The sequence below is a fragment of the Methylotenera versatilis 7 genome (assembly GCF_000799165.1).
Classification (GTDB): Bacteria; Pseudomonadota; Gammaproteobacteria; order Burkholderiales; family Methylophilaceae; genus Methylotenera_A; species Methylotenera_A versatilis_A.
In genome coordinates this window covers 833,015-845,973 of the sequence record NZ_JUGF01000002.1, presented here as the reverse complement: position 1 = coordinate 845,973, position 12,959 = coordinate 833,015, and the positions used below count along the sequence as shown (strand labels likewise).

Below are 12,959 nucleotides of genomic sequence, written 5' to 3'. Positions count from 1 at the left end.
TACAAATAATTTCACTTCTTGTAACAAACCGTTATAGGAATGTAACAGAATGTAACTATCCTACAATCCTCCAGATTGAATAACTTTAGTGGTCCAGCAAAATTTACAATATACTTGTATATAGATAGTCCAGATTTGTATCTTAGTCATTCGAGAACATCATGCTACGTTCATGGAACTTAAATTTAACCATCACCCAAACCTCAGGGGTGTCCGTATATTTGCAGATTGCTCAACAGATTATGGATGAGATTCAAAGGGGACGTCTAACGCCCTCTACCACCATGCCGGGGACCAGAGAACTGGCAGAACAACTCAAGGTCAATAGAAAAACCATTGTGCTGGCTTATGATGAACTGATTGCTCAGGGCTGGCTGACAACAGAAAGTCGTCGAGGTACATTTGTTTCTGCTAACCTTCCCCGCTTTACGATTGCACCCACAAATAATCAGTTAACAGTCGAATCGCACATACCAACCAGCAACGCAACTCTGTCGCTTACCGACTATCACCCACCATCGCAGCATCTAATTGATTTTAATGACGGCATTCCCGATACACGCCTCATTCCCTTTGAGATTCTTTCCCGAGCGTTTCGCCACGCATTACTGTCACCCACTAAAAATAATAAATTAGGTTATGGCGACCCTAAAGGCATGCTTGCTTTACGACAAGCGATCGTCACCATGCTTAATCTGGAAAGAGGACTTAACGTCAATATTGATCAAATTTGCATCGCACGCGGTAGTCAAATGGGCATCTTCTTGGCGGCCAGAGCGTTGATTAAGCCAAACGATTATGTCGTTGTTGAGAATCTGAGCTATCCGCCTGCACGCGAGGCATTTAGAACGTGCGGCGCAAAAATTCTTACCGTAGGTTTAGACAAGCAGGGGATTGATGTTATAGCGCTTGAAAAGCTGTGTAAAAAACATGCCATCCGTGCGATTTATGTAACACCGCACCATCAATTTCCAACCACTGTGATGATGACGGCTGAACGCAGATTAAAGCTATTAATGCTAGCAGAGCAGTATGGTTTTTTCATCGTTGAAGATGATTATGATCATGAGTTCCACTTTTCACACCACCCTGTATTCCCGCTTGCAAGTACCAATCATCATAATCACGTGATCTATGTAGGCTCACTTTCTAAAGTGCTTGCTCCCGGCCTACGTGTGGGCTACTTGGTAGCCTCCAAAGAATTTATTAACCAATGCGCAAATGAGGTGATGATTATTGATCGGCAAGGCAACTCCATCACCGAACTAGCCGTTGCCGAACTGATGGCCTCTGGCGAAATTAAACGGCATATCCGCAGAACATTTAAAATTTACAACGAACGCCGAAACCTATTAATAGAGATGATTCACACGCATTTAAGGGAATTTGTGAATTTTGATGCGCCCAATGGCGGTCTGGCTATTTGGTTACGCTTAAATGCCGGCATTGATATTAATGACTTGGTAAACGCCACTTTACTTGAACAAGTACGAATTCTACCGGGCGCCACATTTTCAGAACCTGCTGAGGAGATTCAGGCAATCAGACTTGGTTTTGGTAGTTTAGATATTACCGAACTGGAAACTGGGATACTAAGATTGAAAAAAGCTTTTACAAAACGATAAGGCGAAATTACCGTTCATCATGTATTGAAAAACGCAAATAGAACGCTATTTGGTTTGAGTTTTTATAATCGTCATTTTTTAGAAAAGTTGGATGGGGTGGCTGATGGGGCTCGAACCCACGACAACAGGAATCACAACCCCAGACTAAAAATAAACTAAGCCATTGAATTTTATTATTTTTCTACTAATTTTTCGTCTAATTTAAATTGGAATTTAGATAAGCAGCTCTTCTTTCAAATTGACTTTTATGACTAAATATTAGACAAATTATTAAATAGGTTTAAAAATACTTTGCGGATTTTCCGAGTTTAATCGACCATAAAATTCGATCAAATATTTATCAGTCATTCCTGCAATAAAATCGCAAATTACCCTTCTTTTTTCTGTTTCATTTGGCGCCTTGTCATACCACTCTTTAAAATCATTTGGTAGCAAATTTGAACCTGCATTACTATTCAATGTTTCGAAAGTTTCCTTTACGATTCTAAATCCTCTATATTCGGCGACTTTCAATCTATTTGACTCAATAAATTTAACATACGTATAATTTTTCAAAACCTCTACTAAAGGAAAAATATCATCCGAAAATCTCACTTCTGAAAATACTGGATTTTCTTCATTCCAAATTACTTCGACACCGTTTATAAATTTGTCAACAAGGCCTGAGGTTAATTCACTGCGGTAGTATCCGTTCGAAGCTACTAAATTGGAAGCGGCATATGCCTCAACCCCTTTCCTAGCTACTCGAAGATACATGTCTCTGTCATTAGCTGCACCCCTAATCTCATCCAATATAGAATCAGATTCAAAAAGACCAGTATCAAAAAACAACACTAACAAACTTATGACTACATCTTCAAGATCAAACTTCACAGTAGTTCTTTTTGTAACAATTTCTGCTATTCGAAGCATAAAATGCTGATCTAAAGTATCAGAAAGTATCTCCATGGGAGATAAAAATCCTGCTTTTAATGAATCCTCTAAATCATAAGTTGAATAAGCGATATCATCTGCTACGTCCATTATTTGGCATTCAATGGTTTTGAAATCGCCCTTATATTTCTGCTTGCCAATTACATTTTTTTTAATTTTCTTTACTATTTCTTCTTCACTGCTGTAATAACCTTTACAGATACCATCTTTTTTTCGATCACTATTATTAATAGGAATTTTCTGATCATATTTGAGTATTGATGCAAGTGTTCTATATGTTAGATTTAGTCCTAGTCTAGTATCTTTATTTCCCCGGCCTGAATAAGGTTCTACATATTCACCTTTTTTTTCCAATCTTGTAATAATTCTTAATGTCTGTGCATTTCCTTCAAATCCCCCATGATCTTTCATACACTCATCTAATGCCAACTCACCATTATGTCCAAATGGTGGATGTCCTAAATCGTGAGTTAATCCTGCAAAGGCGACCAAATCTAAGTCAATTAAGTCCTTCTTACTCTTCCCAATAAATTTAGTAGAGTTTATTCTCATAGCTATTGATTTAGCTATTTGAGCTACTTCTAAAGAGTGAGTAAGTCGATTCCTAAAAAAATCTGACTCAGCACCTGCAAAAAGTTGAGTTTTACCTTGCAGGCGTCTAAATGCTGGGGAGTGAATGAGTCTAGCGTAATCTCTCCAAAAAGGAGGCCTTAGTTCGAGCTCTTCTTTTTTTGTGACTACGCTCTGTTGGCGATTATAGTCGTCCAAACTGTACAACATATAATAATTGCTAAGCAGGTTGTTTTATGGATGTATTACGTGTGTTCGAGTTAGGGACTACTTGTCCAGCTCTAGAAGCCTTTACAAGAAAAGTTTCATATATTTGATCAAGTGACTGAGATTGCTTTTCTATAGTTTTATTTGCTAGAACAAACGCATTCAAAGAATTAATTCTTTCTTTTTTCATTATGTTTTTCTTTCAAATATTTAAATTCATTTATATAAAAATCTCAACTAAGATAAAGATTGAGATCTTTTTTCTTACTTCATAGTAATTCATAAGAAAAAGTTTAGCAAGTTAGGGGTTGCTCAAATCCCCTCTTATAACTATAGTTATATTTAGTCAGCGGAGTTAAAAATGAGTAACAAATCCAACACACCACCCGACTCAGAAGATCCAGTCTTAAAGCCAATTACCAGACCTCATAGCGCTTCCGAAAAATTTGTAATTGGAATTAGCGATAGAGTACTTCCGAATAAGGCACCTAATGCACAAAGCTTTGCAACCCTCTCACCTGAACAAAAGGAGCAAATAGAGCAGATAGAAAAACGCGCTATCGTACAATTTGTAGGTATGTTGGATGAGCTCGAATCTGCATTAGGGATGTTGCGAATGGGGCACCATATGGGTTGGAAGGTGTTATATATGATTCATAGCAAAAAAACGATTCGTAAGTATGAAGAAATTTTAGATATCAAAATTCGTGACATTTTTCCTGATGAAGGGCCAAGTGCAGGTCGCTCCGTTGGTTTGGGCATTGCTAAAAAATTCTCTAATTTCTGGAAAGTAGTATCTGGAGAGACAGAATTGACCAAAGAAGAGAAGGAAAATCGAAGGAAAATTGAATAAGAGTAAAATAAATTACTAAGGGAGCTTGACGCTCCCTTTTTTATTGTCTATCCTGTGAGGGAACATTAAACATCCTCACATGAAAAACAAAGACCAAAATATTATTGCTTTTAATGAAACCGCGTTCGGCTCGGTAATTGGGACGGATGCGCCAGCACCGCCCCAATTGCCGAACGAAGGCGGAACAGCAACGCCTCAAACATCTACGAACTTGGAGTTTTCAGATGTCCCCCGTCTGGTAACACGGGGGGAAAGTTTAAATAATGAGAACTACCAAAATGATGGTGAAAGTTTAGAAGTTGTTTCACGAGGTGGTAAAGCTGTAGTAATTACCACTGCACTACCTGTTTTAGATATCAATCCAGAATCCGCAATAGTTGATTTTTTGAATTGCTCTTTTAATTTAGAAAAAATTAGTATTCAAGATTTCTTTTCAACCCTGCTTCCATTACTTGGCTATGCATTCGCCCCAGCCATCGACAGGGGTAAAGGTCTTTACGGCTATAAGCACTCTTTTCAACTTGGACAAACAGCAGGAATATTTGCTTATGGTGGAAATCGAGGTACAGGCTTTTTAAGCCTATCGGGTGAATGTTGCCATCGCATTGGTAATTGGCCACGTTTGGTTGATTTCTTACAAAATGATTTGGATGCTCACATTACAAGATGGGATGGTGCATATGATGATTTTGAAGGTAAGCATTCCGTAAACAATGCTCTAAGAATGTATCAAGAAGGGCTATTTAGTAGCGGTGGTAGAAAACCATTAATGGATCAGGCAGGCAATTGGATTGAGCCAGATGGTAGAGGTAGGACTCTTTATATTGGTGCAAGTGAAAACGGCAAAATGGCACGGATATATGAAAAAGGAATGCAGTTAAAAATTCCATTTCATCCTTGGGTTAGATGGGAAGTTCAACTTGGAAATCGTGATCGAATTATTCCATGGGAAGCAGTTTTACAACCTGGTCGGTATTTAGCTGGAACTTACATCAATGCACTCAGTTGGATTTCTGACACGCAAACAAGAATACGCACATTAAAAACCACTGCCTCGTTAGGATATGAAAGCCTTAATCATTATCTTAAACAATCGTACGGTAAACATATTGATGTAATGATGAATAAAGAAGGAAGTGCTGAAAAAGTTATTGCACTCATAAGAAGAGATGGATTCCCTAAACGGTTAGATTTACCAGAATTAGCTGGTTATGGACGAGTGCTTCCATGAGCATATTGTCATTATTATTTTTAACTCAGGATGAGTTGAAAGAACTCACTGATCTTAAAAACCCAAGTGCTCAAATTAGGTGGTTAATAAATCACTCATATCCATTTGAAACTGGCGCATCAGGCAAACCTAAAGTACTTCGTTCATTACTTGTGGAGCGTCTCAGGTCATCACCTTCTGACAAAGTATCCAACGAACCAAATTTTGATGCAATTAGATAGCGAGATATAAATGGGCAGACGTCGCAAAAATAATTTCAATCTACCACCTAGGATGTATCTAAAGCATGGTGCTTACTATTATGTTTCAAGAGAAAATAAATGGATTAGGTTATCAGATGATAAATCAATTGCATTTTCTAAATGGGCAGAGATTGAGGGAGAATCGCCAGTTATCACTGGTTCTGAAAAACCTTTAGCTGGATCAATGGGTGCATTAATTGATAAATATATGATTGAAATAGCACCTAAAAAAGCTAAATCTACTTATTCAGGGAATTTAACTGAAGCAAAAAATCTCAAGATAGTATTTGATAAAACATTAGTTTTAGCAGTTAGGCCAATGCACATAGCTAAATATTTAGATCTCCGCGGGATTAAAGCACCAATTAGGGCAAATAGAGAAATTTCTTTACTCTCACATATATTCAGCTATGCAATGCGTTGGGGTCAAATTGATAGAAACCCTTGCCTAGGCGTAGCTAAACATCCTGAAAAAGGTCGTGATCGTTATATAACTGATCAAGAATTTGAAAGTGTAAAAATTTTAGCCAGTGAGCTCATAGCAATTGTTATGGATTTTGCCTACATAACAGCAATGAGAAAAGGCGATATTCTTAAACTTAGGCTAGATCAAATTACTGATGAGGGAGTATGGATTAAACAATCCAAAACAGGCACAAAACAACTGTATGAATGGACAACTGGCCTAAATGAGGTTGTGGCTAAAGCAAAGGCATTAAAACGGCCTATACGAGGTTTATATCTCTTTTGCACTCGTCAAGGTCAGCCTTACTCAGATGCAGGCTTTAAAGCAATGTGGAATAGAGTTCAGATTAAATGGCGCGAATCAGGCGGTAATCGTTTTACTTTTCATGACATTAGGGCAAAATCATTAACCGATGCAAAAAGACTTGGCTTAGACGCACAAAGTTTAGCTGGTCATTCTAGTGCCGCCATGACTGAGCACTATATAAAACAACGAGATTACACCCGAGTTAAAGGACTTAAATAGTGAAAGATATTAGTGCGGAGGACTTAGCAGAAATTCGAAATATACAAATGTTATTGGGTCGCAACGTATTGATCTTTCAAAACGTTGAGCACATCCTTAAACTTATTCATCAGTTCAAAGAGGGTAAAGGGACGTTTGAGAATTTGCATAATCGAAAAAAAAAGATTGATGAATTATCATTAGGCAGATTAACTGATGAAACCTACTTAAAAAAAATAGATTCAAAATTTAATAAAGAAGAGAGCGATCAGTACTATTTTTCTTACAATTCTCTTCCAGATAATGAAGCTTTAAATACTACAATTAAATTTTTTAACGATATTAATGATGATAGAAACTTCATAATTCACAACTTTTGTAAAAGATGGCATCTTGATCACAAAGATCATCGAGTGGAAGCCAAAAATTGGCTGGTTAAACAATACGATGATGTATTAGCAAATAGGGCTGTATTGATTGATGTAATGCAAATGATCGTATCAAGAACATTAATGATGAATGAGTTTGTAAACTCAAGTGAGGGCGTTAAAGCTTTAGAGGAGTTAGAAATAGCTAGTAATTATGAAGGTATAACGTTCGCTATATCACCATAACCTAGAGTTTATTAGACAATTGTCTAATAAATTACAAAAAATAGGGACTAGAAATATTCGTAGGTGTTTGAATTTTATGGGGTGGCTGATGGGGCTCGAACCCACGACAACAGGAATCACAATCCTGGACTCTACCAACTGAGCTACAGCCACCATTGAAACAAAGCTATTGAAACCAAAACTGGCCTGCCCGACAGGAATCGAACCTGTAACCCCCAGCTTAGAAGGCTGGTGCTCTATCCGGTTGAGCTACGGGCAGATGGTTACACGTCTGAAACACAAACATTTAAAGGGAAGACCACTTTATTTTTACTGCTAAAGTAATTGGTCGGCGTGGAGAGATTCGAACTCCCGACATCCTGCTCCCAAAGCAGGCGCGCTACCAGGCTACGCTACACGCCGAAGAGGCAGAAATATAGCGCAATACCGCCTTTTGGTCAATTCGAATATGTTAAAATCAGCATTTATTTTTAATAATTGTTGAATTTATACGTATGACAGCACAAATTATCAATGGTAAGGCTATTTCCCAAGCGTTGCTGAATGACATAAAAGCCAAAATCACTACACGTTTAAGTACAGGTAAACGCGCACCTTGTTTAGCAGTTGTACTGGTAGGCGCAGATCCAGCCTCACATATTTACGTGCGCAACAAGCGTTTAGCGAGCGAAAAAGCCGGGATCAAATCCATCGTGCATGAATTGCCTGCAACGATCGGCGAAGTCGAATTATTTGCACTAATAGACAATCTCAACAATGATCCAAATATCGACGGCATTTTGGTGCAATCACCATTGCCAGCGCAAATATCGGATGAAAAAATTATAGAACGCATTCATGTTGATAAAGACGTCGACGGTTTTCATCCTTACAACATTGGCCGTCTAGCCGTGCGCCAGCCGACATTACGCTCTTGCACGCCTTTTGGCGTGATTAAGATGCTACAGGCCAGCAAAATTGATTTAATGGGCTTAGATGCGGTTATTGTGGGTGTTTCTAACCATGTAGGACGACCAATGGCACTTGAATTATTATTAGCCGGCTGCACAACTACCAGTTGCCATCGCCATACTAAAAATTTGGCCGATAATATTAAACGTGCAGATTTAATTGTCGCTGCTGCAGGCAAACCAGGGCTTATTAAAGGTGAGTGGGTTAAACCTGGCGCAATTGTGATTGATATTGGCATTAACCGCTTGGATGATGGCACTATTTGTGGCGATGTGGATTTCGAAGCAGCAAAACAGCGTGCCAGCTACATTACACCGGTGCCAGGCGGCGTGGGACCAATGACGGTAGCGACGCTAATGGAAAACACATTATTGGCTTTAGAGTTAAGTGAGAAGCGGGCTAATCATCATTAAAAATCAATTTTTTGCATATATAGTGCAATAGGTGTACACTCGCGCGATTGAAAATTTCACACATTTATCATTCTAATTTTTTCAAGTAACTGATTTTATTATAAAAACTAGCTGGATAAACTATGGCAGAAACCCTTACTAAAACATTCACTCCTTATCAGCCAAAACCTGATGAGGAATACATGAATAAAAATCAACTCAATCATTTTCGCGCTATTTTAAATAACTGGAAATCTGATTTAAGTCACGATATCGACAAAACTGTGCACACAATGCAGGACGAAGTGACCATGTTTGCCGATCCAAATGACCGTGCCAGCCAGGAATCAGACATGGCTTTAGAGTTACGCAACCGCGACCGCGAACGTAAGCTAATTAAAAAAATTGACGAAACATTGCGCAATATTGATGCAGACGAATACGGTTATTGTGAAGGTTGTGGTGTAGAAATTGGTTTAAAACGCTTAGAAGCGCGCCCTACTGCTACACTGTGCATTGATTGCAAAACTTTGGATGAAATGCGTGAAAGACAAGTTGCCAAATAGTTAAGTCTTTTAAATTAACTAAAAGCATGAATAACAAAAAGCCCGCTTTCGCGGGCTTTTTGCTTACTAAGACTGCTCTAATTACTGCGCTGGTTCCTCTTTTGCTGGCGCCTCGATCAAAGCCTTCATGCTTAAACGCACTTTACCTTTGTCATCGATTTCCACTACTTTTACTTTAACGATATCGCCTTCTTTTACAAAGTCACTTACCGCATTTACACGTTGGTGAGCGATTTGTGAGATGTGTACCAAACCATCTTTGCCTGGCAACAAGCTAACCACTGCACCAAAGTCCAACAACTTAACCACTGGACCTTCATAAATTTGGCCTACTTCAACCTCTGCCGTGATTTGTGCAATACGGCGCTGCGCTTCTTCGCCTTCTTGGGCATTGGTACAGGCAATTTTTACGGTACCATCTTCTTCAATATCAATACTGGTATTGGTTTCCTTAGTTAACGCTTGAATCACTGCGCCGCCTTTACCAATCACATCGCGAATTTTATCTGGATTGATTTTCATGGTGATAATACGTGGTGCAAATGCCGACATTTCAGTATTCACAGCGCTCATCGAAGATTGCATGATGCCTAAAATATGCGCACGACCTTCTTTAGCTTGCGCCAATGCCACTTGCATGATTTGTGCAGTAATGCCGGTAATTTTAATGTCCATTTGCAGCGCAGTGATACCATCTTCTGTACCGGCTACTTTAAAGTCCATATCGCCTAGATGATCTTCATCACCCAAGATATCGGTTAATACTGCAACGCGATTACCTTCTTTAATTAAGCCCATCGCAATACCTGCCACGTGATTTTTAAGCGGTACGCCTGCATCCATCATGGCTAATGAACCGCCACAGACTGAAGCCATTGAACTAGAACCGTTTGATTCAGTAATCTCCGACACGATACGCACGGTATAACCAAACTCTTCTGCTGTTGGCAAAGTCGCGGCTAATGCGCGTTTTGCTAAGCGGCCGTGACCAATCTCACGACGTTTTGGTGTACCAACGCGACCCGTTTCACCTGTCGCATACGGAGGCATGTTGTAATGCAACATAAAGCGATCTTTAAACTCACCTTGCAGTGCATCAATCACTTGCTCATCACGACCTGTACCTAAAGTCACAACCACTAAAGCCTGTGTTTCACCGCGTGTAAATAATGCAGAACCATGCGTGCGCGGCAATACGCCAGTGCGCACAGTGATTGGACGCACGGTGCGTGTATCACGACCATCGATACGTGGTTCGCCATTCAAGATTTGGCTACGGACAGTTTTGGCTTCTAAATTAAAGAACTCGGTTTTAATTTTGTTGGCTTCATCTGTTGATGTGCTTTCAGTGATCAACTCACCTAAAACACGATTTTTAATTTCGTCTAATTTAGCTGAACGCGCGCCTTTTGCTTTGATTTGGAAAGCCGCATTCACATCTGCCGCAGCCAAATCAGCCACTTTTGCGATCAGTGCTGTATCCGGCTCTGGAGCAACCCAATCCCAAGCGTCTTTACCTGCTTCAGCAGATAATTCGTTAATCAGTTTAATCACGGCTTGCATTTGCTCGTGGCCATAAACAACCGCGCCCAGCATTACTTCTTCTGACAGCTCTTTCGCTTCAGATTCCACCATCATCACAGCAGTTTCAGTTGCAGCAACCACTAAATCCAGATCGGTTACTTCTAATTGTGCTTTGGTAGGATTTAATACATATGCACCATCAATATAGCCAACGCGCGCTGCACCTAATGGGCCAAAAAATGGAATGCCTGACAATGACATTGCCGCTGACGCACCAATAATGGCTGGAATATCTGCATCGATTTCTGGATCTGATGACATGACCGTCGCAACGATTTGCACTTCATTATAGAAAGCTTCTGGAAATAAAGGGCGTAATGGGCGATCGATTAAACGGCTTGTCAGCGTTTCTTTTTCGGAAGGACGACCTTCGCGCTTGAAGAAACCACCTGGAATCTTGCCTGCTGCATAGGTTTTTTCCATGTAATCCACTGTTAATGGAAAGAAATCCTGACCTGCTTTTACTTCATGTTTACCAACTACTGTCACCAAAACAACGGTATCACCGTAACTTACCAACACTGCGCCATCTGCTTGACGCGCGATTTCACCCGTTTCAATCGTGAGCTCATGCGCCCCGTATTGAATACTTTTTTTAACTTTATTAAACATTAGACTTCCTTTTCTATTCTATGCTTTTCAATTCAATTAATTGCTATTCACTACCCAATAGCAATCGTCTCTAATAACAAATATATGTGATAAATGTATAAAACAAAAAAGCCGACGCATATCACCATGCAATCGGCCTTTCTTAATTATAAAAATGAACCCAGAATTAACAAATTAAACGTTAAAAAACTTGGTATTTTTATAACAATTACTTACGTAAGCTTAAACGCTCAATCAACGTTTGATAACGGCTTACATCTCTACTTTTCAAATAATCTAACAAACGACGACGTTGACTCACCATTGCTAACAAACCGCGGCGTGAGTGATTGTCTTTTTTGTTTGCTTTAAAATGCTCGGTTAAATAAGTAATACGGTTAGTTAAAAGCGCTACTTGCACTTCCGGGCTACCTGTATCACCTGGAGCACGTTGATAATCTGCTACGATTTTTGCGGTATCTACTGCTGTAATTGCCATCTTTTTTCCTTTGAGTTAGCGTCAATGTAAAAACAGGTCTTTTAAATTGAACCCGCAAATACATTCATTTACGATTAATCCAACATGATAACGTGATTAACCCTTTTTAACAAGCGCTTTATACACTGCAAGCCATTCATTCAATTACACTTTTTAATTATTTTGTCATGATTAAAAAGTGGCTACTAATCCAGTGATTAATTGTCTGAGCGCTTAACAAGCCTTTTAGGTGCAACTTTTCCATCGTCCTGCAAAAAACCTAAACCTAGAAATTGGCCCTGCTCATCATAAAGTCTCAAATCATCGCCCACAGACAAATTCTGACGCGTGCTTCCAGACAACCAAACAGCCTGACCTTGCATAACAAAATGCACAGCATCCGCATTTAAAATAACTTTAGCCAAAGTTTCTATCGCTGAGTCAACTGGCAACAGCAGGGCATCACGACTCTCTTGTGGCAGCGCTTCTAATTGCTCAATTGTCATTGCTTGTGACAATAAATAGCCGGCAGTTTCTATACGGCGCAAACCGCTTAAATGTGCGCCGCAGCCAAGTGCCGCACCAATATCTTCTGCCAATGTGCGGATATAAGTACCCTTGCTGCAGCTAACCGTAATTTCCGCAATATCACCACCATCAAACGCATTAACTACAATACTTTGTATGGTAATTAACCGTGTTTTACGCTCAATATTCACGCCTTCTCTGGCGTACTCGTACAGCGCCTTGCCCTCATGCTTCAAAGCCGAATACATGGGAGGCATTTGGCTTATTTCACCCAAAAACTGCTTGCAGGCAGCCTCAAGCTGGGGCTTGGTAAGGCTTACCGGTGCGGTCGTTAACACTTCGCCTTCCGCATCACCCGTAGTTGTGGTGGCTCCCAACTTAATTGTTGCAAAATAGGTTTTATCCGCATCCGTTACATATTGGGCAAACTTGGTCGCCTCGCCCAAACAGATTGGTAGCAAACCAGTCGCCAGTGGATCAAGTGTACCGGTGTGGCCCGCCTTCGTAGCGGAAAAAAGCCATTTTACTTTTTGTAATGCTTGGTTAGATGAAAAGCCGAGTGGCTTATCGAGTAATAAAACGCCATTAATGGCGCGTTTCGTGCGTTTGAATTGCAAAATTAAA

Annotated in this window: 12 protein-coding genes and 3 tRNA genes; 8 read left to right on the top strand and 7 right to left on the bottom strand. The window is 39.8% G+C overall.

Annotation, left to right across the window (positions count from 1 at the left end):
• Positions 1–161 precede the first annotated feature (161 nt).
• On the top strand, positions 162–1,625 hold the full coding sequence (locus K370_RS08055) for a PLP-dependent aminotransferase family protein (protein WP_047540636.1): 1,464 nt from the start codon (positions 162–164) through the stop codon (positions 1,623–1,625).
• A 270-nt stretch (positions 1,626–1,895) separates the two neighbouring features.
• On the opposite strand, the gene dgt is transcribed toward K370_RS08055, so the two are convergent.
• A complete protein-coding gene (gene dgt / locus K370_RS08050; protein ID WP_047540634.1) occupies positions 1,896–3,338 on the bottom strand; it encodes a dGTP triphosphohydrolase in 1,443 nt (480 codons plus the stop codon).
• Positions 3,339–3,696: 358 nt separating this feature from the next.
• Between dgt and K370_RS11865 the strand changes: the two genes are divergently transcribed.
• From K370_RS11865 to K370_RS08025, 5 genes are all read left to right on the top strand, one after another.
• Complete coding sequence (locus K370_RS11865; RefSeq protein WP_052185207.1) at positions 3,697–4,188, top strand: hypothetical protein; 492 nt, start codon at positions 3,697–3,699, stop codon at positions 4,186–4,188.
• 79 nt (positions 4,189–4,267) lie between these two features.
• Positions 4,268–5,419 carry a replication initiation factor domain-containing protein gene (locus tag K370_RS08040; RefSeq protein ID WP_047540633.1) on the top strand — a complete coding sequence of 384 codons (1,152 nt, stop codon included), beginning with the start codon at positions 4,268–4,270 and terminating at the stop codon, positions 5,417–5,419.
• Positions 5,416–5,640 (top strand): DUF4224 domain-containing protein, encoded by a 225-nt coding sequence (locus tag K370_RS08035; protein ID WP_047540631.1) that lies wholly within the window; start codon positions 5,416–5,418, stop codon positions 5,638–5,640. Before K370_RS08040 ends, K370_RS08035 begins: the two co-directional genes overlap by 4 nt.
• A gap of 10 nt (positions 5,641–5,650) precedes the next feature.
• A complete protein-coding gene (locus K370_RS08030; RefSeq protein WP_047540628.1) occupies positions 5,651–6,652 on the top strand; it encodes a tyrosine-type recombinase/integrase in 1,002 nt (333 codons plus the stop codon).
• Complete coding sequence (locus K370_RS08025) at positions 6,652–7,245, top strand: hypothetical protein (protein ID WP_047540626.1); 594 nt, start codon at positions 6,652–6,654, stop codon at positions 7,243–7,245. The genes K370_RS08030 and K370_RS08025 overlap by 1 nt, the downstream gene beginning before the upstream one ends.
• A 77-nt stretch (positions 7,246–7,322) precedes the next feature.
• Here K370_RS08025 and K370_RS08020 read toward each other — a convergent pair.
• From K370_RS08020 to K370_RS08010, 3 genes are all read right to left on the bottom strand, one after another.
• Positions 7,323–7,398, bottom strand: a tRNA-His gene (locus K370_RS08020).
• Positions 7,399–7,427: 29 nt separating this feature from the next.
• A tRNA-Arg gene (locus K370_RS08015) sits at positions 7,428–7,504 on the bottom strand.
• Between the two features lie 66 nt (positions 7,505–7,570).
• A tRNA-Pro gene (locus K370_RS08010) sits at positions 7,571–7,647 on the bottom strand.
• 92 nt (positions 7,648–7,739) lie between these two features.
• On the opposite strand from K370_RS08010, the gene folD reads away from it, so the two are divergent.
• Both folD and dksA read left to right on the top strand, forming a co-directional pair.
• Positions 7,740–8,609, top strand: a complete 870-nt coding sequence (gene folD, locus K370_RS08005) for a bifunctional methylenetetrahydrofolate dehydrogenase/methenyltetrahydrofolate cyclohydrolase FolD (protein ID WP_047540624.1) — start codon at positions 7,740–7,742, stop codon at positions 8,607–8,609.
• A 122-nt stretch (positions 8,610–8,731) separates the two neighbouring features.
• The gene (gene dksA / locus K370_RS08000; protein ID WP_047540621.1) at positions 8,732–9,154 is read left to right on the top strand and encodes an RNA polymerase-binding protein DksA; all 423 of its coding nucleotides are present in this window, start codon (positions 8,732–8,734) and stop codon (positions 9,152–9,154) included.
• Positions 9,155–9,235: 81 nt separating this feature from the next.
• Here the strand turns inward: dksA and pnp are convergent, their stop codons facing one another.
• The 3 genes from pnp to truB all read right to left on the bottom strand — a co-directional run bounded on the left by pnp (position 9,236) and on the right by truB (position 12,952).
• A complete protein-coding gene (pnp, locus tag K370_RS07995; RefSeq protein WP_047540618.1) occupies positions 9,236–11,350 on the bottom strand; it encodes a polyribonucleotide nucleotidyltransferase in 2,115 nt (704 codons plus the stop codon).
• Between the two features lie 208 nt (positions 11,351–11,558).
• Positions 11,559–11,828 carry a 30S ribosomal protein S15 gene (gene rpsO, locus K370_RS07990; protein ID WP_047540615.1) on the bottom strand — a complete coding sequence of 90 codons (270 nt, stop codon included), beginning with the start codon at positions 11,826–11,828 and terminating at the stop codon, positions 11,559–11,561.
• A gap of 197 nt (positions 11,829–12,025) precedes the next feature.
• Positions 12,026–12,952 (bottom strand): tRNA pseudouridine(55) synthase TruB, encoded by a 927-nt coding sequence (gene truB, locus K370_RS07985; protein WP_047540612.1) that lies wholly within the window; start codon positions 12,950–12,952, stop codon positions 12,026–12,028.
• Positions 12,953–12,959 lie beyond the last annotated feature (7 nt).

What these genes read in the sequence shown, in the direction of transcription:
- K370_RS08055 (WP_047540636.1), top strand. Translation starts at nt 162, where the DNA reads ATGCTACGTTCATGGAACTTAAATTTAACCATCACCCAAACCTCAGGG.
- dgt (WP_047540634.1), bottom strand. Translation starts at nt 3,338, where the DNA reads ATGTTGTACAGTTTGGACGACTATAATCGCCAACAGAGCGTAGTCACA.
- K370_RS11865 (WP_052185207.1), top strand. Translation starts at nt 3,697, where the DNA reads ATGAGTAACAAATCCAACACACCACCCGACTCAGAAGATCCAGTCTTA.
- K370_RS08040 (WP_047540633.1), top strand. Translation starts at nt 4,268, where the DNA reads ATGAAAAACAAAGACCAAAATATTATTGCTTTTAATGAAACCGCGTTC.
- K370_RS08035 (WP_047540631.1), top strand. Translation starts at nt 5,416, where the DNA reads ATGAGCATATTGTCATTATTATTTTTAACTCAGGATGAGTTGAAAGAA.
- K370_RS08030 (WP_047540628.1), top strand. Translation starts at nt 5,651, where the DNA reads ATGGGCAGACGTCGCAAAAATAATTTCAATCTACCACCTAGGATGTAT.
- folD (WP_047540624.1), top strand. Translation starts at nt 7,740, where the DNA reads ATGACAGCACAAATTATCAATGGTAAGGCTATTTCCCAAGCGTTGCTG.
- dksA (WP_047540621.1), top strand. Translation starts at nt 8,732, where the DNA reads ATGGCAGAAACCCTTACTAAAACATTCACTCCTTATCAGCCAAAACCT.
- pnp (WP_047540618.1), bottom strand. Translation starts at nt 11,350, where the DNA reads ATGTTTAATAAAGTTAAAAAAAGTATTCAATACGGGGCGCATGAGCTC.
- rpsO (WP_047540615.1), bottom strand. Translation starts at nt 11,828, where the DNA reads ATGGCAATTACAGCAGTAGATACCGCAAAAATCGTAGCAGATTATCAA.